Origin of the sequence: Bacteroides caecigallinarum (assembly GCF_016902295.1) — a bacterium.
Taxonomy (GTDB): Bacteria; Bacteroidota; Bacteroidia; order Bacteroidales; family Bacteroidaceae; genus Phocaeicola; species Phocaeicola caecigallinarum_A.
Map to the genome: position 1 here is coordinate 20176 of NZ_JACJLQ010000013.1, position 25923 is coordinate 46098.

Below are 25923 nucleotides of genomic sequence, written 5' to 3' on the forward strand. Positions count from 1 at the left end.
GTGACGGATCGGCTCTCATTTTCGCTAATATATTTCTATGAATTTGTTTGGGTTGAAGGCCAAATGTTCATTATAGAATACATAGCCGAGTTGGTTTGTGACACATTTTGTCCCGCCGATAATTTTATCAATATTACGATGTGAATGACCGTATATCCAATAATCTATAGGATTGTTTGTAATATAATCGGTAAGATCGACTGTAAAAGCTCCGTTTAACGGACTTCCCGTGAACTCTGGCGCAAGCAATTCAAGTGACGGTACATGGTGCGTAACTACAATGATATGTTCCTTATTGCTTTTGAATATGCTTTCTTTGAGAAATCTAAAGCATTTGTCGTGCTCCATATTGAAGCGCGTCCAGTTAAGAGAATCGTTGTCCCCACATTTGATACGCCGGAAATCCGATATAGCCAGTTCTGTCCGGAATGCATCCTGCCGTTCTATATGAGACCATAGTGTGGTCGCTATTATTTCAGTATGTTCGGACAAAGGAATAACAGCATTATAATAACAAATGACATTAGTCCGTATTCTTGATGTCCAACCGTTATATAAAGAGTCAAGATTGAACATTTTGTAAAACTCATGATTTCCTGGAACAACAATTACTTGCTTGTAATTGTCGGAAGCCCAATCCCAAAACGGATGGCGGCTGTAGTTCTCATCTCCGAAATACCCTATGTCACCTGCCAATACAAGAATATCTCCTGCAACTTTCAGCGGATTATGCTTGATATAACTGGCATTCTCCGCAAATTCCAGATGAAGGTCGGATGCGTATTGTAATCGAGTCATTTTACAAAAAGCTGGTTTTCAGTTGCTCCAACATCTGCTCTCCGGTAATGTTTCGCAAACCGGCCGATTTGAAGAAATCCTGGTTGGGAAGTTCGTCCTTAACTTCATCACAGAAATGTGACACATCATCTTTTAATGTTTGTGGTACATCCTCGAAACTGTCGGAAGGAGCAAGCATGGCTGCAAGCCTGAACACATCCTTTTTGTGTTTCTGTATATGCTTGCTGTCCACTTGTTCCCCTTTCGCCTTTCTATCGGACATTTCAAGAAATGCTTTGCATTTCAGGCAGATAAGGCTCTCTACATTTGCAATGTGAACACCATCTTCAACATAGCTGTGTTTTATCGTGAAATTGTAATAGCCATCATCCATAAGTATGGCAGAAAGGCTTGACAAATCATCATCTGTCGGGATGGGGGTTATGTGGGCGTCTTCCGGAAAGTCCAACAGTCCTATATTGCGTGAGAAAAGCTCTATCTGATAGGGAAACTCCATACTTGCCGGTTTCATAAACCGATAATACTCGTGTTTATGCTGATTGCCTTCACTTGTTCCTATATTGCGCTGCTCATATCCTGCGGCTTTTACCAGTTCCCAAAACCGGGAGACAAATTCGTGGGACAGGGCTTCTACTACGAGAATGATGTCTATGTCTTTGGTTGCCCTTGGAGTCTGCGCATATAGTTCCTCGTGAATTTCACATGCCGTGCCTCCAATTATAACATAGGAATCTTCAAATCCCTTGAAGAACTCCTTGAACTTCTCAATACCTTTTACCATTGTATGTCGTTTAATAGATTATCTAATTCAATTTGAACTCGCTCGTCGTCATTGTCTTTGAGAGACAAATACAATGACAGTTTGTCAACTGTTCCCGTATGGCTCAACAGTTTCGGGTCATATTTCCAGATTTCAATACGGAATAATCCATATTCTTTATTGATTGGAATATCGGACTGATGCATATCAGTCCTGTTGATGGCATACATATCCGAATTTTCCTCATTGATTAGTGTATATTCTGATAGAGCATTTATACCGCATTTCAGGCTTCCGCTCGGAAGGAAATCGGAAAAAGCAATTTTTTCAACCGGAGACACGAGGAAAGGCATGGCTTTCTCCCATAGTTCCTTTCCGTAGTAAATCAATCTTACTTCTTTTGTCTTTTTCCCTTCAAGTGAAACCAAACCGTTTTCGCTCAGCCACCGTAATGAACGATTGATGGTCGCGTATGAGACTTGAAAGATTTCCATCAAATCTTTTGTCTCACATCTATCAATGGACTTTATTTCCAGATTGTAAAGTAGTAAGCACTGTGCCATAGGAGGTATGGTCTCCTTTATATCTATTCCTGTTGCTTTTGCCTTTTTAAGGTCAATCAGCAGAGATGGAATGAACATCTGTTTTTTCGGAATGATGAAATTTGACCTTTGTGAGGTCAGTCTTCCCACATTATAGGATGCTATGTTGTCTGTAACAAGTACGACCGGGCATTCACATTTATGCTCTATTAGATTAAATGTCCGTTTCAGCTGTGCAGGAGATATTTCATTCCCATCATGAGTTAAGGCAAATACAACAGCGTGACCGAGCAATTCAACTTTATAAAGATTGAAGCTCTGTGTTACTGCAATGGGAATAGTATCGGATATGCATTTTTCTAATGGGACAAGAGTTACTTTCTCATCCAAGACGGAGAGAACATAGTCTGTCACCAATTTTATAAATTCATCGTTATTGCACATAATCATATTGATGTGATTTTGTGCAAAAATAGTGATTTTATATTGATAGGCAAAGGTATAGCATCTTTTTTACAGATAATATCCATCTTTTTACTCATTCTCGTACTCATCGGCTGCCTGTCAGCCCTGTTTTTCCGTGCAAAGGTACTGCGGAGGGCGAATGTCAAGTACCGCCATGCTGACAGGCCTGCGTACCGGATGACAGCTTTCCGCAAATCACAGATTTGGGTATTTCATCAGCTACTTTGCCGTCCACTTGCCTTATTGCCCCTGACCCGCAGTCTTTTCACGCACGAAAATCATTCCCGACCGGAAGCCGTAAGGCTCCGAGAAAAGGGAAAGATAAAGAAAAAGTTTAACGGATTAAATTTAAGAGTTATGCCTAATTGGTGTTCAAGTGCGTATGTAATAGAGGGCGACGCAAAAGAAATCAAGAGCCTCTATGAGTTAATGAAAAGACTGGAAGACATGGAAAAACCTTCAGTGAAAAACGGCTTCGGGACTACATGGCTGGGATGCCTTGTGGATGCCTTGGGCAAGGATTGGAACGATGTATATTGTCGTGGTGAGTGGAGCAGCCTTGAAGTGGACGGCGAAGTGATAAGATTATACACCGAGACGGCATGGTCTCCCTGCAATGAGGTGTTTGACCTTGTGAGGGAAAAATATCCGTCACTTTACTATTATTTTCAGGCGGAAGAGCCGGGCATGGGAATTTATGAAACGAACGACAGTTCGGGTGTCTATTTCCCCGACAGGTATTTTTTTGATGCCTGTACGCCCGAAGAAGAGTACATCAGCGAATACTTCGAGAATCAGGAAGATGCGTTCAAGTGGATTGAGAAAGAGACTGGGAAACCAATAAGGTCGGCAAAGGATGTCGAAGCTCTTGATGCAGAATGGAGTGAGAAGTGCGAAGATGCTTTCTGCTACCTGCATGAGTTTGAGGTGATAAGTTGACTCGGGTAAAGGGGCATATCTCCCGGGCTGCAAGTCAGTTCGGGGGATTTTTCATGTCATCACAATCCTTTTTCCAGTTCCTGCTCCCTGTTTTAGCCGGATGCCTTGAAAGGCACTGCAACCTTTTGTATGTCCCTTCCGTCCTGCCTTTTTATTTCGCAACTTCTGTCCACTTTTATCATGGGTCATAGTCTGTTCCTCCACTTCCGGCATTCCCCGCCGGAGTGATTTTCTCATGCAAAAGTACAGCGTTGGTACGGATGTCAAGCACCGCTATACTGACATGTTCAGAATTTGGCGGCAGCCTTCCGCAAATCCCAGATTTGGGTATTCCGCTAAATTCCTCCATGTCCTGCTTGTCTTTCCGTCCCTTTTCCCGCTGTGACGCTTGCATGTAAAATCTTTCCCGACAAGGAAGCCGAAGAAGGCTTTCGAGAAAAGGGAAGAAAAAAGAATGTTCAACAAATTAAATTTCAAGATTATGCACAGCAAAATTTTTCAAATCACAACGACAAAGGTGGACAAGGAATGCTATCTGAACGAGGACACGCTTATGCAGGGCGATAACAGTTATTTTGACTATTGCGATAAAATTGACGAGGAGGAGCGCAAGTACCACATTGACGTATTGGTAAACCATATCCTGCCCAAAGGGATGTTCGAGCTTGTCGATGAAGATACAATCCGCTACATCGGTGGGGTGGAAAAGTGGAAGGAAGAATTTGTCGCAGGTTTGCGTAACAAGGTGGAAGCCGTTACTCCCGACACTGTACAGGATTGGATTGGCCCGGTCTATCAGCTTGAAAAATACTTGAAGAACCCGCTTGAAACAGCTTATTGGTTTTACACGGATACGGAGGGTGCGCAATCCTATGCCGAACAGTCTTACGAGTTTATGCGCGAGGTTTGTGGGTATGAACCCGGCACGCTGCTCTACATCGGAGGCGTCATTGATTATCATTTCTGACTCTAAATTAAAAGATTATGAACGAACAGGAAAGAATTGATTTAAAACGGAAATTACGGGAGGGACTTGCAGAATTGAGACTGACTTTTGACGAACTGCATAAGACCCTCGAATGGGCGGAATTGACGGAATGCTATCCTGAAGCATCCGCCGTATATAGGCGGATTGAATATCTGGAGGACATTGTAAATAAGATATGATTTGAATGACAAGACAGCCATCATCGGCAGAGGAGGTATCCCAGCCGGTGGTGGCTGCCTCACAACGGGACTGGCCGAGCCTGTTATAACATGCCCATAGGTCATGGGCTCCCTCCTTTTAATAATGGATAAAGCTCATTTCCATGTACCGCCAACACCCCCACAGGCTGTTTTTATGCGGCAAAGGTACGGCGAACGGATAGCCGGTCAAGGACCGCATTGCCTATCAGGATAAAATTTGACGGAAACTTTCCGTAATCACAGATAGCGGCTTTTCATAAAATTTCACCGCTGATTCCTTGCCTGCCATCCTTGTCTTCGCCGTGGAAACCGCACATAAAAACAATCCCTGCGGCGGGTCGGAAGACTCGGAACAAAGGGAAAATAAAAAACAAAGCTATGACAACAGTAGAACTAATCAAAAGCATCGCCTTCGATTTCGGCTGGACAGTAAGCACAGACGAGGAAGAAGACACTGTAGTATTCGATTTCCGCTATTACACAAAGCACGGGCTGGATTACGGATTTTGCGCCGAACTGACAGGAAACAACTTTGACGGGTTTCTTGGGGAGGTGGAGCGGAATTGCGAGGACTTTGACCCCGACTATGAAGCCTACCGGTGGATTGGCTATGACGGGCACGGAAAGTGTGGCGCACCTTACCATATCAAGGACATTGTGGATGAGATGGAAGAGGCGAAAAAACTTTTCACGGATTTTTATAACTCATTAAAAACAGCATTGACATGAGAACAAAGACACTTTACAGGCGGGATGGTGAAAGAATAGGCATCAGCCGTTTCCCTAATTTCCACAAGTCCGGTAGCATTGCCGGAATGAAAAGGCTGTACTACGGTAAGAATGCACTTCTGGTGCGGTGCGGCAGGTGGATTTACAATGTATCAAGCGAACCCGAAATTTATTATAACTTGGCTCATTAGATTATTATGGAAAGAAATTGCAAGAAAGACTTTCAAGGTTGGAAAGGTATAATGGCTCTGAAGTTACTTTGCTGCAATATTGCGGCAGGCCGTTTCGACTGGCGGAAATACTGTACGCCGCAGCCTTATTATGGCCACGAGATTTGTGTTATACCCTTGCACAGTTCTTACGGTCAGATAGGCTATACCGTGTATTTCCCTTATGCTAATATGCCGGAAGTAGAATACGATTGGGAAAAGGGCAGACTGACTGTTGATGAAGAAAATTGGCAGGAGTATTTTCAACAAAGCTGACAAAGACACGGGGCTGGCATCCACACCGGCCCCGTGTTCCTTTTTGTCTATCGCCGCATTCCGCCGCCATATTCCGCCTCTTGTAGCTCCTCCCTGTATTCGTCGAGTTCGTTCAGCTTCTCGTTTACGGCCTGCAGGTTGGCATCGAGCGTCGAATTGTAGTCGTATGGGAAGCTGTGCCGCACGGCAAGACCCGCATTGCATACACCTCCCACATCGAGCGCATCCTTCTCCCTGTTGTACGCTGCATACAGAATATCCCCGTTCGGCATTTCGAATACCGGCATTCTCTGATGCGTCAGTTTGGCAAACTGTTCAACGACCATATCCTTGGCAAGCTCTTTCACATCCACGCTCGCACGGTCAATGCCGTAGCGGTTGATGTGGTCGCGTACCTCCTGCTCCGAGTATTTCAGCATCACCTCATAGGTGCCGCCCACGCTCCCGTTATACACCACGGCAAAATCCTTATCCTCGACAAGCAGGTCATCGCCCCTGTGCTGCAAGGGAGTCTGGTAGGTGTATTGTTCATCCATGCCGTTCCCGTCATAATATTCCTTGGCGCAGGCCAGCAGTCCTTCGTAGTCTCCTTTTTCCCTCAGTTCGTCAAGTTGGCTCCTGTCATCGGTGGTTTGCAGGTAAGCCACGGACGCATAGAATGTCTTTCCCTTTGGAGAGGTCCCGTTTGCTATCCGTTCCGTATTGTCTTCGTCCAGTCCCTTTGCAATCCTGTCCACCTTCTGCGTGATTATAGAGGATGCCTTTTTTACATCCATCAGGGTTGTCTTGATGAACTGCGGGGACTCTTTCAATGAGTCGAGCCATGATTTGAGGTAGGCGCAGCAGTCTTCCTTGATGTGTTTGGTCATGCCGTAACGCTGTGAGACCAATGCGCTGCCGAGTTCGGCCACCAGTTCCTCCCTGGCATATTCCTTTGAACCGAAGGCTGTCGGTTCGAGGCGGTCGAGCACGCCTTTCGCACCGGTGGAATGGGTCATCTCGTGGAACAGGGTGCCGTAGAACGCTTCCCCGTCCTTGAACTGCCTCTTTTCCGGCACTACGATTTCATTCTTCGTAATGGAATAGTACGCACTATCCTGATGCATGGGCCGTATGGGACAGATCCACAGGTTCTCGCTTATCATCCGGTCCACCGGCTCGAAGTCGAACTGTTCGCCTGCTTTGACTTCAGGACGGCCGTTTTCCTTTTCCAGCTTTTCCCACAATTCCGGACGCGCTTCCCGCAGGTTGGTCTGCTGTACGTTGAACACCCTGAAAACCTGCATCCTCGGATAGACATTGTACTCCTTCTTCTCATCCTCGGAGAGATTCTTGTAGTCGTCATACTTGATTTTCTCCTTCGTCTCCTTGTGTATGCAGGTGAAAGTGGTGAGCATCACCGGGAAGGATTTCTCGCCGCGCAGCACGGAGACCCTCGGCAGTTCCTGTCCGTCCTTTCCCGGCTTGTTCATCCGCTGCACGCAGTCGAAGGTACAGAAGCGGGGTATCTTGTATCCCTCTTTCTCGCAGTGCAGCATCAGCATGAAGGCGTTCATGCCGTTGTATTCGCGTCCGGACAGGTTGCGCGGCCACTGCAATGCGCCTTCCGTGAACCAGGGCTTGCGCCAGTCCTCATTGATGCTTTCTATCTTTTCAATCATCATCTCGGCGAACAGGTCGAGAGCCTTTTCCTCGCTGTTCGGCCCGTCCGCGTTCTGTCGTCTGTAACCGGCCATATCCGTCATCTGTTATCGTTGCCGGCCTCCGGCACATACTGGTTGAGTTCTTCCACACGGCAGGAGATGTCCGGCTTGCCGTCGTATAGGGAGAGGGACATTTCTCCTTTCGCGTCCACCTTGACACCCGGCTGCAGCCACTCCTCCTTTTCCTTGCCGAAACAGAAGAAGCGCACCCATTGGTACTCGAACCCGTCATTGACCTTCTCCGTGCTGAACGCGGAGAACATCAGGTACGGCTTGCCGGTCTTGTCCTTGCGTTCCTCTATGTGCTTGCCGGTCTTTCCACGGAAGACCATCTGCCCCTTGACGGAATCCGTGTTCCCGGCATCGGAAAGATCCACGGAATCTGCCGACAGGTTGAAATAGAGCTTCTCGCCCCTGCGTTTCAGCAAAAGGGTGCCCGTGACCTTGGCACGGGAGCCGTACCGGTATTCATGGACGGTGTCCTGTCCTCCGTCTTTGCTGACACTGACTTCCATGTTCCCGTCATTCCCGTTCTTTCCGGGGATGGAGACCTGGAGAGGAAAACTTACGAACTCCTTGCCGTCCTTGCCTGTGCGGACGGAGGCGTCGCGGCTGATCGTGCCGCATAGGGTAACATTGCATTTTATCATCGCTTGTCTTTTTTTGATGTGTGACATTTCCACCGGAAAGCGGAAACGGCCTTGTTGAAGTTGAACCGGAAATTCCCTTTGCTAATCGGGCGCCCTGATACGGATGTAGATTATCCATGCGGCAAGCAGCACCTGTATCCCGATGATGACAAGCGCCGCCACCCATCCGAACAGCTTAAGGTACATGACGGTATGCAGCACGCACGAGGACAATCCGAGTACATAAACACATAATTGCATCATCACGCTTTTCATATTTTCATTGCTATCTTTTCAGTCCTTCTGTCTGTCCCTGCAGTTGTTCCATTCCCATCTCGAAGTTGCGGGAAGCCGTCTCGGAGAGGATGACCGTGTTGAGCAGTCCGCTCACGCGCATACGCCTGGTCTCTTCGGAGAGAGAACGGTTGTTCAGCGTGGCCGACAGGCGGCTGAGTTCGGCAGAGGAAAGCTCCCTCGACATCTGCATGTTTCCGTTGTCGGCATGAAGCACGGCCTTGCCGTTTTCGTTGATGGTCAGGGTGCAGCTTTTCATACCCGGCAACAGGGATTTGAGGTCGATTCTCCCGCTGTCCATCGCAGCGGACACTTCCGCTTTCTGCCTTTCTTCCTCCTTGTTGTCAATCTGCACGGCCAGCAGCATCAGGGAGGTGAAGGCGGTCATGGCCATCTCCACGACAGGATCGCTGCATCCGGACAGGCCCACGCCGCTGTCCTCCGAGGAGAGCAGCTTTTTCATCCATCCTTCGGTGGTGAGCGGTTTTCCGTCCCTGGTGCTTTCCGTACTCCTGTATCTGGCGAGCAAGTCGTTGCCGTTGTGCAGCACCTGCTGCCGGATGCTGCCTTTCTGGGCGATCTCTGCGAGGTACGCCGCCGGGTCGATGTCCCGCTGCGTGCCGTCCGCATAGATGTTTTTTACCCCGAAATGCAGATGTTCGCCGCCCGTCTTTCCGAGCTGCTGCCCGGACTTGACAGTATCCCCGGCCTTGACGGAGACTTCGCCGAGGTGCATATAGGTACACTGCACCTTGCTGCCGTCTTTCCGGCTGTATTCCACGGTCACGGACTGCCCGCTACCGCTTCCTTTCACGGAGACGACCTTGCCTCCGTTTTCCGTGGCGAGGACAGCATCCCCGTCACACCGGATATCCATGCCTTTGTGGACTTTCTCGCCACCGTTGGCCATGCGGCCGTCCACACCGAACGGGGTGGTGACAAAAAGGAAATCCTTCCTTTCGACCGGAAAGGAATAGGCCGTGCTTTCAGATTCTCCCAAAGGGTTTTCCTCCACGCCGAAATGCCGTCCCTGTGCCGCCATCTCCTGCATGACCTGACGGTCATATCTGTCAAGGCCGTTCTGCTCGATGATTTTCTGCAGGTTGGCGGCATAGCCGCTTCCCGTGGCATATCCGGCCCGGGCGATGCCTTCCGTCCACCCCTTGTAGTCGTCTGGCGACAGATTGAAGCAGGTGGCATAGCGGCTGTTTTCTTTCAGGAAACGGGAGTGGTGCTCGTAGGAGTCGCCCACGGAGTCATAGCTGCAGAACTTCTCGTCCGGTCTGTCATCCGAATACAGGGCGTACCGTCCGCCTTCGTCAATCCATGACGGCGTGGCCTTGATGCCGAAATGGTTGTTCTCGTTCTGTGCCAGTTGGCTCTGGCCGTTGCTGCTTTCCAGTATGCCTTGTGCCAGCGTCACGGAGGCGGGAATCCCGTACCGCCGCATCTGTTCCATCGCATATCCGGCATATTTCTCTGCGTATTCTTGATTTTTGCTCATTTCTTATAAATCTTCATCGTTTCATTCCTGTTTTCTGTTCTTCCTGTTCACTCTGTTCCGGCTTCCTTTCGGCTGATGCCGCTGTTTCCACGGAATTGTCCCGTGCCTGTCCTTTGCGCAGCACATCGGCAAAGAGAGCGGCCGCCAGGTTCAGCTTGTAATCGTCCCTGTCCTCGGCAAGCCACATCCGCTGCCATTGCTGTTGCGTGACGCTTCTCGGTTCCGGCCTTCGCCCGTCGATGGTCGCCGCGCACAGGATGCCGTCCTGCTTCGTCTTGAACACACTGACGCGCTGGATCCGGCTCATGTCTATATCCTTCTCCCCGCAACTGAACAGGTCAACCTTCAGGTCGGGTTTTGTTTCCGCAAGGGCGTAATACTTGTGTGCCAGTTCCATGCGCACTTTGTCAATGTTGTTCATCGCCTGTTTGAGGGTGGAGAAAAAACGGTTCACGTCCTCCTTGTCCGGATAGACGCTGTAACCGTTCTCGTTCTCCGGCTTGATGTAGAGTGCCCAGCGGTTCTTGTCGTCCTGTATCATCTGCACCCGGTCGAAACTTACCTCGCAGGCCTGCTTCACCGCAGGAGCTACATCCAACGTGGACAGTTCCTGTATCTCCCAGTTTTTCAGCCGGGCCAGAGATACCTCCTTGCCGGAGAAATAGCTGTCGTCGGGCCTGAATCCCAATGCCCCGTCCGGATTGAAAAACCGTATCTGCTCGAAGCCCTCTTTACGCAAGGCTCTTTCGATGCGGCTCTTGTTCATTCCCGGCACCTCGTTGTCCACTTCCGTCGAAGCACCGGCCGGCAGAACCACATCCGCCGTTTTCGCGGCGTTGTCCCTGACCACAATGATGGTTTTCTTGTCCTTGTCCGGATGTCGGGCTATTTCGTCCGCTATGGCATGGTGTTTCGGAAGTTCCGCCCTCATGTCTGATGTCTGTCTCCGGTTGCGGATGGTGGCGTATTCAATCTTCTCGCCGCGTTCCGCCTTGCGTATCACTTCAAGGGCGTTATTCACGTCGCTTTCGATGGCGGCCATCATGAGCGGATTCTCCTGAAGTTCCCTGTTCCAGTATTCCACCGTCTTCAGACTCTCTTCCGACAGTCTTGCCGGCAGGCCGAGTTCCAGCATCTTGATGCCGGAAGCCACTTCCACAATCAGCCGTTCCTGTTTCAATGCGTCCTCCGAGGGTGCCATGCCGTTTTTCATCACCATGCCTTCACGTGCCAGACGCTGCTGGTGACCGGTGGCGCTGACAATCTGCCGAAGGGTTTCCTGTATATAATCGTGATAGTGGTCGAAATTCCGCTGCCGGGGCATATAGACGGCATCCTTGTCCGTTTCGTAATGGGGCATTCCGCTGCCGTCGTAACGGACGGGGACAAGGCTGTCTTTCATCTTCAGCAGAAAATCATTGAAGCGGATATGCAGCTTCCGGTTGTCCGCTTCCGTATAGCCCCTTTCCGCCACACCGCCGTATTGCCTCAGTGCGGCTTCATAGGATGGTCTGTCCACATCCTGCAGGGTGGTCTGGTCTATGTTGAAGAGGGTGCGCACTTCCCGGTTATGCACGCCTTTGTAATGTTTCCTGTCCTGTTCGTCCAGTCCGAGATAGGCTGTGCGGCTGATGATCTCTTCCGGATTGTTCCGGTTGACATATCTGTTCCAGTTGTAGAAAAGGAAAGGCACGCCCCGCTCATGCTCCCGGACGGACATACCCATCGCTTTGGCTTCATTATAGTGAATGAAAAGATTTGACCCGCAGCCGTTCTTGTCCGAGTGCAAAGCCATGAAAAGGGCATTGAACGGACTGACGGACACGCCGCGCGGATGGAACTTGGGATAGCCTTTGCCGGATGCGTTCAGCCAATACCCGTTTGCGTTCGAGGCTCCGTTCAAGGCTTCGGAAAGCAAGTCTATCTGCTTCCTCTCTGCATTTTTCTCTATGGGTGATTTTTCTTTCATACTCCGTATGCTGTTTTAATGGTCGGTTATTGGATGCCCCGCGTCCGAACGATGGTTTCAGGACGGTTGTTGTCGTAATTCTGGGAAGCCATCTGATTCATCCGGTCACTTTGGGCAAGCACGGCGTTGGCCAGCGTGTTCAGCGGCAGGGCACCTTTCCTGTAGGCATCGGCCACCACCGGACTGAGCTGGACGGTGCACGGCACATGGTCTATCGTGGCCACCAGCGTACAGCCTTGCAGCACCGGATTGACGATGCGGGGATTGAGCGGCTCGTCAGGATAACGCTTGTATTCGGTTTCCCTGTTTCCGGCGGTCAGCCCTTCCGACTGCTTGCGTTCCAATGCCTCATGTCCGGCTTTGTTCAGCAGGTTTGCCCCGCCCAGGCCGATAAGGAGCATCTTCAACAGCGGATTACGGACAAACAGGCCCGCCACGATGCTTGCCATCGGCAGCAGGTTGTCTTTCAGTCGCAAGGATTGTGTCTTTCCCGTGAATGCTCCCAACAGGATGTCCGGAAGCATGGCCATGATGTAACCGAGGTTGCCGGTGATTTCACCCAGCCCGTCCAGTCCCACTGACCGTAACAGCCCGTTCCAGCCGTTTTCGTTGCTTTGGATGGCTGATGCAGATGGATTCTCCTGCCCGACAGTCGCAGTTTCTTCGTCGCCGTGAATTTGGGTTTGTGATTCTGTCCTGTTTTCTTCCCTCTGCTCCTCTTGCACTACAGCCTGCCCGTTCTTGTCCTCCGCTTTCTGCCTTTCCAGATCCCGCAGGTAGGCTTCTTCCTGGCCGGGAGCTACAATCAACGGAACATCCTTGTATTTTTCCTTCCGGTCATGTTCTGTTGCCCCGAAATCGGGCCACCACTGTGTGTTTCCCACTTGCATCCATTTCGTGAAGTCAAATTCGCATACAGGTATTTTCTTGCGCAGCACATTGTTTGCAGCGGCAAGGGTGACGTTTTCTTGGGGAGAAATGGCTGCGGCTTCCTTCCGGAACGTGGTGAAAACATTGCCGTCAATGCCGAACACGCCCTTGCTGATGCACGTTTCCACCGTAGGGCCTTCCGGCTTGTCCTTATCGAGATGTCCGGCAACGGCGGAAACGGCGGCATCCGCTCCAATGAACTTGGCGAATGTCGTCCACGACCCAGCGCCGCCCAGCATGAGAGTGTCCACAGAAACCCCCAATGCCCAGGCTGCACCTTTCTCTACCTTGCCCGGACGGTAGGCTGCCTCTCCTCGGGCTTCTATCTCTTCGGCAAGCGGCGATCGACCCAACACCTGCGGCAGTCCCAGCAGGCTCGACTCCGCCGCCTTGCGGATGATGTATTCTGCGGACGATTTGGGCATCCGTTCCTTGACCAGCCTGTCTACCATCAGCTGCTCCACGCGGTAGTCCACATAGGCATAGGCAAGGTCACAGCCCAGTTCCTTCGACAGTTCGTCGTACCGCTCCCTGCCGATTTCCTGCACGACGGCATGACGCCATTGTCCGGCGATACAGGCAAGGTCATGCTGCATCTCGTCGGACGAGACGATTTTCTCCCGGCACATCGCGATGTAGTCCTCGGTGGTTTTCGAGTTCCATTCTCCCGTGACCTTGAGGGTCTGGTAAGGGTCGCCGAGCGGCTGACCCGCCGTCGCCATCATGCTGAGTATGCCGCCGATGGAGGTGGAGTATTCCTTCATCTCCTCGCCCTGTTTCTCGTTCAGGTACGCCTGCGTCTGTTTCATGACGGGAACTATGTGGCAGACGAAATAGTTGTCCATAAGGGATTCCGTCTCCGCAAACTGTCTGCTATGTTTTATTCCTTCCATTATGTTGTCATATCATATCAAGTTCACCTGTTTCAGTAACTGTTCCTTTGTCTGTTCGATGGCGTTGCGGTACACCTCCATCTGCTTGGGGAAGAACGCTTCGAGCCATGCGTCCTTTCTGATGCGGTCGTGGATGAAGTCCACGGCCTGTGTCCGCTCGATTTCCACCGATGCCTCGCCTTCCTCCCGGTTGTTGAACCAGGCTTTGGTCCACCACCGGATGCCGGCACGGTCGGGATAGACGGTGACCGCCCTCGGTATGTCGAAACTCTGGATGTCGATGTCCAGTTCCGCCAGCGGGTCGATGATGCCGCTGGAGGCTACTGCTTCGGCACGAAGTTTTTTTTTAAGTTCCCGCCGCCCATTGTCGAAAGGTACACCTCATGCCGCAGGGCGAGGTAGTTCAGGAAGTCCGCTATCAGCAGGTTCTGTACCTTGCACACCAGAGGCAACGCTTTCTGTCCCAGACCGAGCGGGTTTGCCATGCTCGGCATCCGCTCATAAAAATATGCTTTCATCGCACCGGTCGTGAAGATGTTGCGAAGCGATTGCTCCGTATGTTCCGGCACCGTGTATCTTCCCAGCCGAAGGTCATCCATGTAGAGCGGCAGGAAACGGAACATCAGCCGTTCTATTTCCTCCCTGTCCCGTTCATAGTCGGTTTCCGGTGCGCCATCGTAGAAGCCGTCAGCACTGTCGCCGCCCGCTTCCTGCATGGCCTTGATGTTGCCGTACAGCATGGCGAGGAACTCCAGCGGATCCATTTCCTCGCCTTTGAACTTGACCCCGACATGCAACAGGTCGCCGCTCATCGCTACCGTCTGCCCGGCTTTCACTTGCCTGCCGAATTGGGCGAACACATTGGACAGGTGTCCGTATGTCACTTCATATTGTCCGTAGCGGATGGTCTGGCAGATGCCGTGTGTGGGGTCGTTGCCTACACCCGACACGACACCGCTGGCCACGGCGGACAGCAGGTAACGCCGCACGTCGAAGTCGATGCCGTGGTGGAAAAACTTCTCGCCGCTCTCCGGATGGTTCTGCTCGCCGTAGCCGAGCGACAGGCTCACATCCCTGCCGTCAGGTTCTGCGAACGGCATGCAGTAGCCGCTGTCGGAGTGCAGTATCATTTCTTCGGTATATTTCATTTTCTTATTTGTTTGATGTCCTATCTTCTCATGCCTCCGCCTTGCGCCTGTCCCTCTTCTGTGGAAAGGCCCTGTGCGGAATTTCTCTGTGCGCTCTCCGGAACTTCCGTGCGGACAAGCCCGGCATTGTTGCCGATGAGCATCATGCTCAGAAACAGCCCGGCTATCTTGCCGAGCCAGCCGGTGCGCCCGAAGACCAGGAATGCGGCGGCGATAAGTCCCGCTATGCTCAGCCCGGACACGTTACCGCGTCCGAGGTTGCTGAAAAAACCGCCGATCATGTTCCCAAGTCCGCCTCCGGTGGCCTGGCCTATGAAGTTCGACACTCCATTCAGGCTGGAGCTGATGCTTGCCGCCGCACCGCCCACCGCCTCGGCTGCTTCTCCGGCCTTTCCTTTCAGTTCTTGTATATCCTCCGTCGTACCGGCAAGGGCATTCGTGGCCGATTCGCCGATGACGGTATCGCCCACAATCCTCGCCACGCTTTTGTCCGTGGTCAGCTTTTCCCACGCCACATAACCGGCCGCACTGCCTATGGCGGCGGTCTTCATCGCCTGACCCGCTCCGCGCAGGGTCTGCGAGGGATGCAACACGGCTTGTCCCGCACTCCTCCCTGTGGCTGCGGCGGCCTTGCCCATGTTCTTGGCGGCCTTGCCGCCTGCTTTCAATAATGCGTCCCAGAATCCCATATCTGTTCTATATATTTAAGGTCTTACTTTCCTTCCGTTCTGCTTCCATCTGCGTCGGGCGGCTTCCACGATGTCGCGCTTGTCCGCAACGGGAAGCGAACCGCCGTCAATCTCTATCCAGATGTCGCCCATCGTGGTGTATTTCACCGCTATGGTCAGGCGTTGCAGTTTCTTGTTCATCAATTTGAGTTTCGGACGGATGCCGAACACAACTTCCATCCGTTCTTTCTCCGTCATCTTGTTGTCCGACAGGCAGGCGGTACGGATGTCGTTCACGATTTCCACGCTGCCGAGTATCAGTTCCCGGTATATTTTGTTCCGGCGTGACGAGAGGGCGACGGCAAGGGCGTTGGACGGATGTCTCGCAAGCTGCTGCGAGAAGTCGCCTAAATTGTCCGTCAGCCGGCTTATCTCATGGTAGAAGCCGTAGGTCTGGGCAGCATAGCAGACAATCGAGCGGAACGAGTCCAGATAATTGTTGAACTCCCGCTGCAGGTCGGTGGTACCCTCTATCTCCTCCTTTGTCCAAATGTGACCGGTAGTCTGCAATAGCATCACCTTTTCCTGGCTTTTCAGTTCTTTCTGCGCCTTGTCGGTATAGAGCAGGATCATGCCTGCCAGTACCGGGTCGTTCTGTGCCCGGACTTTCGGAGAAGCGGCACACAGCAGTAGAATACAGGTCAATGTCATCGTCAGCTTCTTCATCTTTTCATCCTTTTTAATGTGCGAGTGCGGCTGCCCTGCGCCATCGGGTCATGGCCAGCCGTGCCACCTCTCCATTATCACGGTCCAACATCCCGGCTGTCACATTGTTCCATACGTCGTTCAGCGTATAGTACCGTATGCTCAGGTAGAGCAGGTGCAGTTTCCGGCTGAAAGCCGACAGTTTGTCGTTCAACGCCCACAAGGTCTTGCTGCGTTCTGCGCCTGTCAGCATGTTTTCCGTGCCTCCTTTCGCCACGGCATCGTTCAGCAGCGTGAACACGGAGACCAGTTCCGTGGCCGTCTCGATATAGAGGTTGTTCATGCTTATGCTGGCGATGATGCCCTGCGGGTTGTTTTTGATGGCCTTGCCCAGTTTGCCGAGGGTGAGGAATATCCTCACGCCGTCGTTGTACAGGTGCGTGCAGGCTTTCAGTGACGAAGCGAAGCCGCTGGCCGTCTTAAGGTAGTTGTTGTATTCTTTCTCCCATTGATGTATCCGGTTGAACTCCGCAGCAATGCTGTTCTGCAGTACCGCCGTCTGGGTTTGTCCCTTTATCTGTTTGTCAATCTGGCCGTTTATCAGCTCGTTCCCTTCGGCAAGAGCCACCCATTCCAACGGGTTGGAGGCCGCTATCTGCGCCTGCGCAAGCTGCGGCAGCAGGAATGCGAGCACGGCGGCAAGGATGATGCTAATGGTTCGTGATTTCATATATTCCCTTTTTTCGTTTGTTGTATTCCACCCGTCCCCGGATGAGCGGAACGATGTCGTCCTTCCGTCTCATGCCTGTAAGGTCGAGCCGGGGCGTGTTCCGGTCCGTAGAGAAAATGCGCACCGTCTTCAGTCCGCAGAGCTGCTGCATCAGGCTCTGATGTTCCTGGAAGTCCACGATACGGTACAATTCCATATAGTCCACCTTTCGGACGAACACACCCTGTTCACAGACAAGCTGCTCGATGCCGATGTGGTAGTGTATCCTGCACAGGTAGATGAAGCGGTACAGCAGGACAAGCGACAGGAAAAAGAAGACAGCAACCCCGGCAACCGGGTATGGCACGCCTTCCATGCCGCCGTAGATGCCACCGGCACAGCACACGGCAAGGGACGGCAGCTCGTCGATGACGAACTGCATCTTGTGTGGTCTCAATACGAGACTTTCCGGCTGTGATATGGATGGTGTCGTTCTCATCGGTGGAAGCCTGTTTTTCGTTCCTGTTCCGTATCTTCTTCTCTGGGACGGTTCTCTCGGGCGGATGTTTCCTGTCTTATGCCTGCCAGCAGCTCGTCGTTCCAGTCCTTGCAGGGAGCTTTCGGCTCTTCCCGCACGAACCGGGTGTCATCCTTTTCGTCCAGACCGAGAAAATCCCGCAGCCCATTCCGGAAATCCCTGTATTGTCTGTTCATCAGGCTTTCCTGTTCCTTTATGTCATCCGGATGGCACAGCCCGCTTGAGCGCATGGACATGACCTCTTCCCATGCGGCTTCGTATTTCCCGTAACATGACCGCAGGGTGTCAGGCAACAGGTCGGCATTGCCTCCGTCAATACCGCCTCCGGCAGGTATGGTTTCGAGATAGGCTTTTCGCTCCGGCGTGGACTCGATGCCAGACTTGACTATCCGGTGAATCTCTTTCTTGAGATTGTCGGTAAATTCCCGGCCTGCCGCATCGGTGTCGAAACAGATATGCTGCCGGGCGGAACGGGTACGGGAGATTACCCCACGCATCTGCTCCACGGTAGGAGTTCCACCGGTGGAGACGAACACGGCTTTTCTCAAATCCTTGTTTTCTTTCTGGTATAGCTGGTAGTAGGACATGGCATCATAGCCGCTCTCGAACCAGTAAATGTGGGTGGCATCACCCAGGGCTGTCCCGGCAGGACTGCCAATCCACAGACCCGCACTCGAATTGCTTCCTTCGGCCTTGCCTTTGTAGCTGCCGCTGCCGTCCATCCTTGCCCGGCCCCGTTCCTCGAATCCCACGACCTTTTCCGGCTCTTTGGGCAGGCGGAGCGGGAATGCAAGGTTGGTATAGGACGACCCGTCCGGCCTTTTCCGCGTGGCCAGACAGAAATCTCTATGAAAGGCATATTGGGTGTACAGGTCTATGCCCCTATGTTTGAAGAAAAAGTAGAATTTCTTCTGTGTCTCTTTGTCCTGGGGGTTGAACTTGTGGATGTCGTAGTCGTCTATATTGAAGGGCCTGATGCCCCGTCTGGGCTGTATGATGCGTGTCTCCCTCTCGGGGATGGGCTGGTTCAGCAGGCGGTTGCAAACGAGGTTCACCAGCCTGTCGCCGGATATGCCCGCCCGGTATTCAGCAAAGAACTGCGGATGTTCCTTGATGAAGGAGATGATGTTGTACAACTTTTGCTGGGGCGGCTGGAAACAGCACTGGCCGTTGGCCGTGACGATGAATTTGTCACCGCGCACACGCCTGCCGTCGCTGTCTGTCCGGACGTATGACGGATAACGCAGGCCGTCCCGCCTGTTCAGCCGGTAGCCCGCGTCAATGAGCACGTCCTGTATGGTCAAGCGCCGCAGAAAGTCATCGTATGTCAATTCGTTTCCGTTCATAGGCCTACCTCCCCATACGCAAGTCACTTATCTCCCGGTTCATCTCGGCCTCGAAATTGCGTATCGCCACATCCCTTGGCGTGTCCACACCCGGTTTGAAATAAGGTCTGGGCGGACCGCCGAACCGTTCGCCGTAGAACTCCGGCGCATGATGACTGTGCTTTATCCCGTGTACGACACCGGTCGTGACGACGGCTCCGGCTGTCAGGGCGGCGAATATCTTCACACCGAGGTCTTTCCGGGCTTCGGGGCGCATCTTCATGTCCACTTCGCTGAATATCTTCGAAAAGAGCTTCATGCGGTGGTAGTCATCGACCGCCAGGAATTTGTCATAGTCCTTCTGGCTGATTTCGTGGCTGACGACCTGCCCGTCGATGACGGCGGTCATCCTGTACTTGCCCTCAGCCTCTGCCGGATAGACGGCTATCTCGCTTACTTCCACTTCGCGCCCATGACGTCCTTCCTTATACCAGCCCCGGTTCTCGTTGAGATAGTAGAGATCCCTGCCGTCAATCACGGCTCCTTCGGACATCTGTTCCTCGGCAAGTCCCTGTTGCGGTTGTTCTTCAAAAAGCGTTTGTTCCTGCTGTTGGTGCCGTGCCAGGTCTTCCTGCACTTCCGGATGCAGGCCGATACTGATGCGCCGGTCGCTGTCCAGGGCTTCCATCGTCACCTTGTCCCGGTAGTCCGCTGCGATGATGTTATTGAGAAGCTCGATGCGTTTCTCTACCGGATGTTCTTCAATGGAGTTGGAGGTCAGCACCGCCGTCTCTTCCGCTGTCAGGTCATAGACGAAATCGGCGGAAACCGACTCCGACTGCACGGTCAGCGTCCGCTGCTCCGCATCCACGATAAGGCCGTGCGAGGACAGGCACTCCTGCCATTTCTCGTTGGAGAAGTACACGGGCGAGCTGACCAGTTCCTTGTAGGGCTTGGCCGGCTCGCTGCTCCGTTCCCGGGTGACAAGCGGCGTGATAACGCTTTGCAGGTTCTGTAAGACATCCGCAGGTTGCGCCGCAATCTCCCTTTGGTCACCTTTATAATAGAATCCGTAACCGCCGGATTGCAGCTCTCCGGGCTTCATCCGTCCGTCCCAGCGTTCGGCGACAACGGGGCCGGGATAAAACAACTGCCCACCGACCCTGCGCAGGTGAAAGCCCCATTGCTGGCGGGGCGTCCATCCGAGGAACGGGGGTGGCAGCCCCCTCCACCCGGTGCGTCCGTATTCGCCGATACCGATGCGGTATCCGTGAAGTCCCATCGCGACACGGCCGTTGGCGTTCCGGGCATGGACGAAATCTTTGGGCATATAAAAGTCATTGCCGACAATGCTGGTAAACACATTGTAGGCTTTCTTGTTGGCCGTATTCGTACCCCAGTCGGTCAGTGCCAGCATCTGCCGCTCCGTGATGGGATAGGCAAGCAAAGGCGAGTCATGCCCCTGCACGACCAGGCTGTAGCCTGCGCCGTCAGGCACGATATGGGCCTGCATACCGTTGCGCATCAGGATGTCGCGCATCTCCGGCTGCAGATCCATCGCCCGTGGGTTGGTATTCTTTCGTATCGCCATTGTCTGATGATTTGGATTGTCTGTGATAGATTAAGCGTCTCCGTTTTCGAGGGCATATTCAAGTTCCCTGTCCTTGAAATGGACAAACTCTTCCGCCGACGGGTCTCCGACTAAGAAGTCGTTTTCCTTGCAGTAAAGAAGATACTCTTCCTGCCATTCGGCCGAGTGGTGATTGACAAAATCGAGCCAGCCGTATTCGCCGCTCTCCAGCTTCTCTATAAGGATGTCCTCCGGATAATACTGTTCTTTGTGCATGGTCGTGACGGTTATAAGGGTTATTTGTGAAGGGCTGCGGCACGGTTGCGCTCGGCGCTTTTCTTCTGTTCGTTCCACATTTCTTCAGTATAGTCGTCTTCGGAGACATAATTGAGGTTGCCGTCATCGTCCATGACCCAGCACCCGTAGCAGCCGAAGGTGTATTTATCCCATTCCCGTCTGGTCTGCTCGCGCCATTTCTCTCCATCGCCGTGGCAGAAGCGGATACCCGTCCTTGTATTGAGGTCGATGCCCACGGTGACAGGCTCGTCATCAACGACAATGGTCAGCGGTTCTCCGTGTTGCAGGCTGTTGACCTCTGCCGTGCCGAGGTGAAGTTCCTCTGCGGCCACCTGCAGATTGCGCCCGATGATGGGGGTAGGCACGGAAAGCACCTGCTTCGTCTCCGGGTCTATCTGCACGAATGCCTTGCTGTGGCGTCCGTCGGAGGTCTCCACGTCAACGATGACAGCCTTGCCGTCGAGTAGCTGTTTCTGTTGCGCCTCGCTGTATTTCTCCAGCGGGGAGGATTTCAGCACCGGATAGAATACCACGTCCGCCTGACCGTCGTCCCTGCGGATAAAGGCGATGCGTGTGCGACTTTCAAAAGTCTCACCGTTCTCACCGGTCACCCGGACAGGAAGCACAGGCGAATGCTTTCCTTGGCAAATGTCCTCAAGGACATACATGGGGAGATCCTCTATCATTTCTTGTGTAAGCCCGAATTTGGACAGTGTTCCAAACGGCAGTTCCGTCAAATCAAATCGTACTTGCTTCATATTATAAAATCAAATTCTAAATCATACTTTGCAAAGATAGATTGAATTTATTGTGACAGGCAAATATATGGAATAATAAGTAGTTGAAATATACTATTTTTATGATTAGAATATGATTTCGGCTTAAAAATCATATTCTAAACAGTTAAATAATCATATTCTGATAAGAAATGGATTAGGATATTTGCACAGGGTGGATACGCCTTGTTACCTTTGCAGCATGAAAACAAAAAAATGGATGATGCTGGCTGCCGGTGTCATTATGACCACGACACCGCTTTTTGCACAGTTCAATACGGTCATGCCCGGTAGGACGACAGGTGTATCGGAATCTGTATCGCTGAAAGACGACGATATGGGGAACCGGCAGGGAAAGGCTTTTATGGAAGGATGCCTGTCTGAGGAAAAAAGCGCACCGGCATCGTCAGGCGAAGCCGGAAAGGAGAAATGGGTGCAACGCTATCTGAGCGTGTGCTATCCGCTCCGTAAGATGAAGGTCAATTCGCCATACGGGTACCGGACGGATCCATTTACCGGAAAGAGGAAGTTCCACAACGGCATAGACCTGCACGCGCGGGGTGACAAGGTGCTGGCCATGATGGAGGGCACGGTGATCAAGGTCGGACAGGACAGGGCTTCGGGAAAATATGTGGTGTTGCGGCACGGTGAGTTCACCGTCAGCTACTGCCATCTCTCGCGGATACTGGTCGGCAAAGGGGCTGTTGTCCGTCCGAGGGATGCGGTCGGCATTACGGGAAACACGGGACGCAGCACCGGCGAGCATCTGCACATCACTTGCAGGCGCAACGGGAAGAGTGTGAATCCGGCTAAGATTTTCAATTACATCAAAACCACACGGGAGAAATGCCTGGCGGCATTGGCAGAAATGTCATAAGACCTATGGCTCGTGCGTGATGGCGCGGACGATATGTCCGCCCCATACATGGGCCTTTATCAGGAACAGCGGCGGAACCGTAACGGTCTTTCCGTAGAAGATGGCGGCCACCACTTCGCCGCCGCACCGCTCTATCTCTTCCTTGTAGTCGGTAAGGCTCTGGCCGCTCGTGAACACATCGTCCACGATGATGATTCTTTTTCCCTTGATGTCGCCTGTAATATTGTAGTTTCTTTCAAGGATGCGTTCGCTGCCCTTGCACTCGTGCAGGCTCTCGCGTTCACTGTGTACATCGACATCATACAGTCCGGAGGTGAGTTCCTTCCGGTGGGTCGTGATGTACCAGTCGAGCCGCTTGAACCGCTGGCCGTATTTTATCCAGTTGCTGCATGGCATGAACATGACATGACAGGAAGCGGTGTCCACCGGCAGGGCGGCCATACAAGCCTTGAAGAAGTCGATGCCGTGGTTCTCTCCCTCTTTGAAGGCATAGAGAGTACGGCAGAACCCACGCTGTTCTTCGTCAAGCAGCCTTTTGTAGCGTGACGGATAATAATGGCCGTAGAACGTCACGCTTATGCCACGGAAACGGAAAGGCTTGAGCGGATGCCTGTCCTCGTAAAAATCGGGATGGGCGAAGCAGAACATACGGCAGGCATCCCTGTGTCCGGCCATCACAGCCAGACGGCAGTGGCGGTCACGGTCCTCGGCTTTATCGGCGAGCAGGGCAGCGGCAAAAGCGGCTTCCCCGGCTTTCTTCCGCCAGTACCCGGCCAGACAGGACAAGCCTATCGCTATGCCGACCAGTATCAGGAAGAGCAGCCTCGGTTCCATTACAATTCAAGTGAATTGTCCTTCAGCAGGAAATCATAAATACTGATGGTTGTAATACCTACTTCATCTCTTGTTACAGGACTTTCTTCACCGATGACAATAATTTTCTTGAACGAATCGTCCACTTTCAGTAGGGATGCCCGTTCCTGTTTTATCTTCTCATCAGACTCCATTCGGTAAGCCGACTGTATGTAGTACCGCCTGCTTCCCAAGTTGCAGACGAAATCGACTTCAAGGCTGGAACGCTGCTGCCTGCCGTTTTCATCAGTCACAACAACCGGAACGGTACCTACATCCACATTGAACCCACGTATCCGTAATTCATTGTAAACCATATTCTCCATCAGATGACTCCTTTCTGATTGACGGAAATTGATGCGGGCGTTGCGCAATCCCAAATCCATGAAGTAATATTTGTAAGGGGAGTTGATATATCGCTTTCCTTTGATGTCATAGCGGGTGGACTTTTCAACCAAAAACGAATCGATCAGGTAATCGATATATTCTTTGACCGTATCATAAGAGATGCTTGACTTCTTCTCGCTCCGGAAAGTGTTCGCCAGTTTGTTCGGGTTTGTCAACGCTCCGATACCGGAAGCCATGATGTTGATAAGTTCCTCCAGGTCATCGTCCTTGCGTATCTCATAGCGGTCTTTGATGTCTTTGATATAGGTCTCGTCGAACAAGGATTTCAGGAATTTCGCTTTCTGTTCTTCCGTATTATATGACAATATCTGCGGAAGACCGCCATATAGCATATATTCATTGAAGCCGGCCTGGATACTGCCCGGATAAACAGACATGTATTCACCGAAACTCAAAGGGTACATTTTCACTTCAAAACCACGCCCCCTGAACTCTGTGGCTATATCCTTGGAGAGAAACTTTGCATTACTGCCTGTTACATACACATCTACATTCCGCATCCTTAAAAAGCCATTCAGGACATCCTCAAACTTATCGAGCATCTGTACCTCGTCAAGCAGAAGATAATACATGGCGTCATCCGCAATGCGGCTTTCCATGTATGCGTACAGATTATCGGGATTTCTCATTTCCCGATTCTTATAGTCTTCCAGATCCACTTTTATGATATGGTCTGAAGCAATGCCCTCATTTTCAAGCCATGAAGCGAATATCTCAAAAAGAAGATAGGACTTGCCGCATCTGCGCATACCCGTTATGACCTTGATCATACCGTTATGTCGCAGGGAAACAAGTTCATCCAAATATTTATTCCTTTCTATATGTGCCATGCTAATCGAATTTTATGTCAGTTTATGACCGGTTTTTCGACTACAAAAATAACTGTTTTCATTCGCACGGCAAAATCCTAATCGGAAAAACTGTCATTGATGACACATTTTTTGGTTAGAATATTTTTTTGAGAAAGCTTCTTGCCTAATTATACTCTTTTACCACGTGTTGCACCCATTCAGCCCTGCAACCTTCAGGGACTTATTTTGCTGCGAAAGTATCCGGCCGTCACAATCCTGCCAATGCCGGCATACCGCTGGGGCGTGAAAATCTTCCTCTCCGTTGTCGAGCGTATTTTCCCGTCCGGGCCTTGTCCGGTTGCTTCTTGCCGCCTTTCCGATGCAGAAAAATAACCCCGACGGTCGCACATAGGGCGAGCAGAGGGAAAGAAACAAACTGATGTTGAACATTAAAATTGAAAGATTATGACGGAAGAAATCAGGCAGAACGGCTGCACGGTGCTGGCAAGTTGCAGCGAACACGCAATCCCTATGATTTTCAACAATCTGTGCGGGAAGAACTTTTCGGGCAAGGAATACCGGGACTATATCCGGTATATAGCACTCGGTGAGATGGGCTTCAAACCCGGACGTATCGAACTTTACAGGGATGGAGAACTATTGAAGTCTGGCTACATCCCCAAATTCTGACCCATGTTTTTAATAACGAATGACCATTAAATCATAAACAAATAACTTTATAAATATGGAATTGACTAATATTCATCCGGCAGAAGCCTATCTCCGTAACGAACAGAACCCATCGTTTTTGTATATCAGGATTTACGGGGAGCGTAGGAAATTATTTATCAACCGGGGTGGTGAAAATGCCATCGGTATCATTGCCAAGGGAAAGCGCAAGCGTGGCTACATCTTTACAGACTGGGACAACATCGAAAAAATCTACGCCCCCTCACAGGATAATGAAAAGGACAGGAACAGGAAACTACTCCTTAAATACCAGCGGCTCGCACGCCTTGCCACACATACCAACAACTGGCTCCGGAAAATTGCCGCAGCCGACCCGGAAAAGTCCCTGTATGAGAACCATATTACGACAGGAACAGTAATTGACGGAATGTGCATCAGTCTGGCAAGAATTGAAAAGTATTGCGGCAGCACGAGCATGGCCCTTTTCAGAAAGGCATTGAAAGATGGCAAAACTTTCTCTACCAGTCGTTTTGATTTTTGCGGTTATGACGGTACGCTTTGGTGCGAACCGGATGGTGAGGGAGGCATGAAGGCTGGCTTCAGCAAGGAATACCGGGATTGTGGAAACGGTTATTACTATTTGCTTATCAATGACAAGTTCATGATTGGGTACGACATCGACTAATCCGTCGGAACAAAGCTAAGCCGTGTCGGGCAGAATGGCCCGGTACGGCTTTTTAT

31 protein-coding genes are annotated in these 25923 nt (G+C 51.5%); 10 read left to right on the forward strand and 21 right to left on the reverse strand.

Annotated elements, in window-relative coordinates; all coding sequences use genetic code 11:
* Positions 1 to 24: 24 nt before the first annotated feature.
* Genes H6A27_RS05985 through H6A27_RS05995 form a run of 3 tightly spaced genes read right to left on the reverse strand, consistent with a single transcriptional unit; the run spans position 25 to position 2550 of the window.
* Entirely contained in the window at positions 25 to 798 is a 774-nt protein-coding gene (locus tag H6A27_RS05985) for a metallophosphoesterase (protein WP_087397936.1), read from the reverse strand.
* 1 nt (position 799) lies between these two features.
* A complete protein-coding gene (locus H6A27_RS05990) occupies positions 800 to 1579 on the reverse strand; it encodes a hypothetical protein (protein ID WP_087397935.1) in 780 nt (259 codons plus the stop codon).
* Complete coding sequence (locus H6A27_RS05995; RefSeq protein WP_087397934.1) at positions 1573 to 2550, reverse strand: hypothetical protein; 978 nt, start codon at positions 2548 to 2550, stop codon at positions 1573 to 1575. The genes H6A27_RS05990 and H6A27_RS05995 overlap by 7 nt, the downstream gene beginning before the upstream one ends.
* Before the next feature lie 372 nt (positions 2551 to 2922).
* Here H6A27_RS05995 and H6A27_RS06000 point away from each other — a divergent pair, with 372 nt between their 5' ends.
* Complete coding sequence (locus tag H6A27_RS06000; protein WP_087397933.1) at positions 2923 to 3504, forward strand: hypothetical protein; 582 nt, start codon at positions 2923 to 2925, stop codon at positions 3502 to 3504.
* A 178-nt stretch (positions 3505 to 3682) separates the two neighbouring features.
* On the opposite strand, the gene H6A27_RS06005 is transcribed toward H6A27_RS06000, so the two are convergent.
* Entirely contained in the window at positions 3683 to 3898 is a 216-nt protein-coding gene (locus H6A27_RS06005) for a hypothetical protein (protein WP_041583837.1), read from the reverse strand.
* 87 nt (positions 3899 to 3985) lie between these two features.
* Here H6A27_RS06005 and H6A27_RS06010 point away from each other — a divergent pair, with 87 nt between their 5' ends.
* The 5 genes from H6A27_RS06010 (at position 3986) to H6A27_RS06030 (ending at position 5906) form a co-directional block, all read left to right on the forward strand.
* Entirely contained in the window at positions 3986 to 4471 is a 486-nt protein-coding gene (locus H6A27_RS06010; protein WP_072544959.1) for a hypothetical protein, read from the forward strand.
* A 17-nt stretch (positions 4472 to 4488) separates the two neighbouring features.
* Positions 4489 to 4671, forward strand: coding sequence for a hypothetical protein (locus tag H6A27_RS06015; RefSeq protein ID WP_072544723.1), 183 nt, complete (start codon positions 4489 to 4491; stop codon positions 4669 to 4671).
* Between the two features lie 399 nt (positions 4672 to 5070).
* Positions 5071 to 5421, forward strand: coding sequence for a hypothetical protein (locus H6A27_RS06020; RefSeq protein ID WP_087397932.1), 351 nt, complete (start codon positions 5071 to 5073; stop codon positions 5419 to 5421).
* The gene (locus H6A27_RS06025; protein WP_087397931.1) at positions 5418 to 5612 is read left to right on the forward strand and encodes a hypothetical protein; all 195 of its coding nucleotides are present in this window, start codon (positions 5418 to 5420) and stop codon (positions 5610 to 5612) included. The genes H6A27_RS06020 and H6A27_RS06025 overlap by 4 nt, the downstream gene beginning before the upstream one ends.
* 6 nt (positions 5613 to 5618) lie before the next feature.
* Positions 5619 to 5906, forward strand: a complete 288-nt coding sequence (locus H6A27_RS06030) for a hypothetical protein (RefSeq protein ID WP_087397930.1) — start codon at positions 5619 to 5621, stop codon at positions 5904 to 5906.
* Between the two features lie 47 nt (positions 5907 to 5953).
* On the opposite strand, the gene H6A27_RS06035 is transcribed toward H6A27_RS06030, so the two are convergent.
* Positions 5954 to 7642, reverse strand: a complete 1689-nt coding sequence (locus tag H6A27_RS06035) for a zincin-like metallopeptidase domain-containing protein (RefSeq protein ID WP_087397971.1) — start codon at positions 7640 to 7642, stop codon at positions 5954 to 5956.
* Positions 7643 to 7647: 5 nt separating this feature from the next.
* The gene (locus tag H6A27_RS06040; RefSeq protein ID WP_013616464.1) at positions 7648 to 8259 is read right to left on the reverse strand and encodes a hypothetical protein; all 612 of its coding nucleotides are present in this window, start codon (positions 8257 to 8259) and stop codon (positions 7648 to 7650) included.
* Between the two features lie 51 nt (positions 8260 to 8310).
* Here H6A27_RS06040 and H6A27_RS06045 point away from each other — a divergent pair, with 51 nt between their 5' ends.
* Positions 8311 to 8493: a hypothetical protein gene (locus tag H6A27_RS06045; RefSeq protein ID WP_153880856.1), complete on the forward strand. Its 183-nt coding sequence runs from the start codon at positions 8311 to 8313 to the stop codon at positions 8491 to 8493.
* A gap of 31 nt (positions 8494 to 8524) precedes the next feature.
* Here H6A27_RS06045 and H6A27_RS06050 read toward each other — a convergent pair whose 3' ends face one another.
* Genes H6A27_RS06050 through H6A27_RS06110 form a run of 13 tightly spaced genes read right to left on the reverse strand, consistent with a single transcriptional unit; the run spans position 8525 to position 21546 of the window.
* A complete protein-coding gene (locus tag H6A27_RS06050) occupies positions 8525 to 10036 on the reverse strand; it encodes a glucosaminidase domain-containing protein (protein WP_087397929.1) in 1512 nt (503 codons plus the stop codon).
* A 13-nt stretch (positions 10037 to 10049) separates the two neighbouring features.
* The gene (locus H6A27_RS06055; RefSeq protein WP_087397928.1) at positions 10050 to 12005 is read right to left on the reverse strand and encodes a zincin-like metallopeptidase domain-containing protein; all 1956 of its coding nucleotides are present in this window, start codon (positions 12003 to 12005) and stop codon (positions 10050 to 10052) included.
* A 26-nt stretch (positions 12006 to 12031) separates the two neighbouring features.
* Complete coding sequence (locus tag H6A27_RS06060; RefSeq protein WP_087397927.1) at positions 12032 to 13828, reverse strand: hypothetical protein; 1797 nt, start codon at positions 13826 to 13828, stop codon at positions 12032 to 12034.
* A gap of 12 nt (positions 13829 to 13840) precedes the next feature.
* Positions 13841 to 14125 carry a hypothetical protein gene (locus H6A27_RS06065; RefSeq protein ID WP_087397926.1) on the reverse strand — a complete coding sequence of 95 codons (285 nt, stop codon included), beginning with the start codon at positions 14123 to 14125 and terminating at the stop codon, positions 13841 to 13843.
* A gap of 23 nt (positions 14126 to 14148) precedes the next feature.
* The gene (locus tag H6A27_RS06070; RefSeq protein WP_072544716.1) at positions 14149 to 14976 is read right to left on the reverse strand and encodes a M23 family metallopeptidase; all 828 of its coding nucleotides are present in this window, start codon (positions 14974 to 14976) and stop codon (positions 14149 to 14151) included.
* Between the two features lie 20 nt (positions 14977 to 14996).
* Complete coding sequence (locus tag H6A27_RS06075) at positions 14997 to 15665, reverse strand: hypothetical protein (RefSeq protein WP_204508033.1); 669 nt, start codon at positions 15663 to 15665, stop codon at positions 14997 to 14999.
* Positions 15666 to 15680: 15 nt separating this feature from the next.
* Positions 15681 to 16370: a hypothetical protein gene (locus H6A27_RS06080; protein ID WP_072544714.1), complete on the reverse strand. Its 690-nt coding sequence runs from the start codon at positions 16368 to 16370 to the stop codon at positions 15681 to 15683.
* Positions 16371 to 16383: 13 nt separating this feature from the next.
* Positions 16384 to 17079, reverse strand: coding sequence for a hypothetical protein (locus tag H6A27_RS06085; protein ID WP_087397925.1), 696 nt, complete (start codon positions 17077 to 17079; stop codon positions 16384 to 16386).
* On the reverse strand, positions 17060 to 17557 hold the full coding sequence (locus tag H6A27_RS06090) for a PH domain-containing protein (protein WP_072544712.1): 498 nt from the start codon (positions 17555 to 17557) through the stop codon (positions 17060 to 17062). The genes H6A27_RS06085 and H6A27_RS06090 overlap by 20 nt, the downstream gene beginning before the upstream one ends.
* On the reverse strand, positions 17554 to 18942 hold the full coding sequence (locus H6A27_RS06095) for a toprim domain-containing protein (protein ID WP_204508034.1): 1389 nt from the start codon (positions 18940 to 18942) through the stop codon (positions 17554 to 17556). Before H6A27_RS06095 ends, H6A27_RS06090 begins: the two co-directional genes overlap by 4 nt.
* A 4-nt stretch (positions 18943 to 18946) precedes the next feature.
* A complete protein-coding gene (locus tag H6A27_RS06100) occupies positions 18947 to 20512 on the reverse strand; it encodes a hypothetical protein (RefSeq protein ID WP_087397923.1) in 1566 nt (521 codons plus the stop codon).
* 30 nt (positions 20513 to 20542) lie between these two features.
* Positions 20543 to 20767 (reverse strand): hypothetical protein, encoded by a 225-nt coding sequence (locus tag H6A27_RS06105; protein ID WP_072544709.1) that lies wholly within the window; start codon positions 20765 to 20767, stop codon positions 20543 to 20545.
* Positions 20768 to 20787: 20 nt separating this feature from the next.
* Positions 20788 to 21546: a DUF4099 domain-containing protein gene (locus H6A27_RS06110; protein ID WP_013616478.1), complete on the reverse strand. Its 759-nt coding sequence runs from the start codon at positions 21544 to 21546 to the stop codon at positions 20788 to 20790.
* Between the two features lie 220 nt (positions 21547 to 21766).
* Between H6A27_RS06110 and H6A27_RS06115 the strand changes: the two genes are divergently transcribed.
* Positions 21767 to 22441, forward strand: a complete 675-nt coding sequence (locus H6A27_RS06115) for a M23 family metallopeptidase (RefSeq protein WP_052306014.1) — start codon at positions 21767 to 21769, stop codon at positions 22439 to 22441.
* Positions 22442 to 22444: 3 nt separating this feature from the next.
* On the opposite strand, the gene H6A27_RS06120 is transcribed toward H6A27_RS06115, so the two are convergent.
* Together H6A27_RS06120 and H6A27_RS06125 are read right to left on the reverse strand one after the other, a co-directional pair.
* Positions 22445 to 23275, reverse strand: coding sequence for a phosphoribosyltransferase family protein (locus H6A27_RS06120; protein WP_013616480.1), 831 nt, complete (start codon positions 23273 to 23275; stop codon positions 22445 to 22447).
* Entirely contained in the window at positions 23275 to 24531 is a 1257-nt protein-coding gene (locus tag H6A27_RS06125; RefSeq protein WP_013616481.1) for an ATP-binding protein, read from the reverse strand. Before H6A27_RS06125 ends, H6A27_RS06120 begins: the two co-directional genes overlap by 1 nt.
* Positions 24532 to 24957: 426 nt before the next feature.
* On the opposite strand from H6A27_RS06125, the gene H6A27_RS06130 reads away from it, so the two are divergent.
* Both H6A27_RS06130 and H6A27_RS06135 read left to right on the forward strand, forming a co-directional pair.
* Positions 24958 to 25182, forward strand: coding sequence for a DUF7688 family protein (locus tag H6A27_RS06130; protein WP_087340858.1), 225 nt, complete (start codon positions 24958 to 24960; stop codon positions 25180 to 25182).
* Positions 25183 to 25237: 55 nt separating this feature from the next.
* Positions 25238 to 25867, forward strand: a complete 630-nt coding sequence (locus H6A27_RS06135) for a hypothetical protein (protein WP_072544706.1) — start codon at positions 25238 to 25240, stop codon at positions 25865 to 25867.
* The last annotated feature ends 56 nt before the right edge of the window (positions 25868 to 25923 follow it).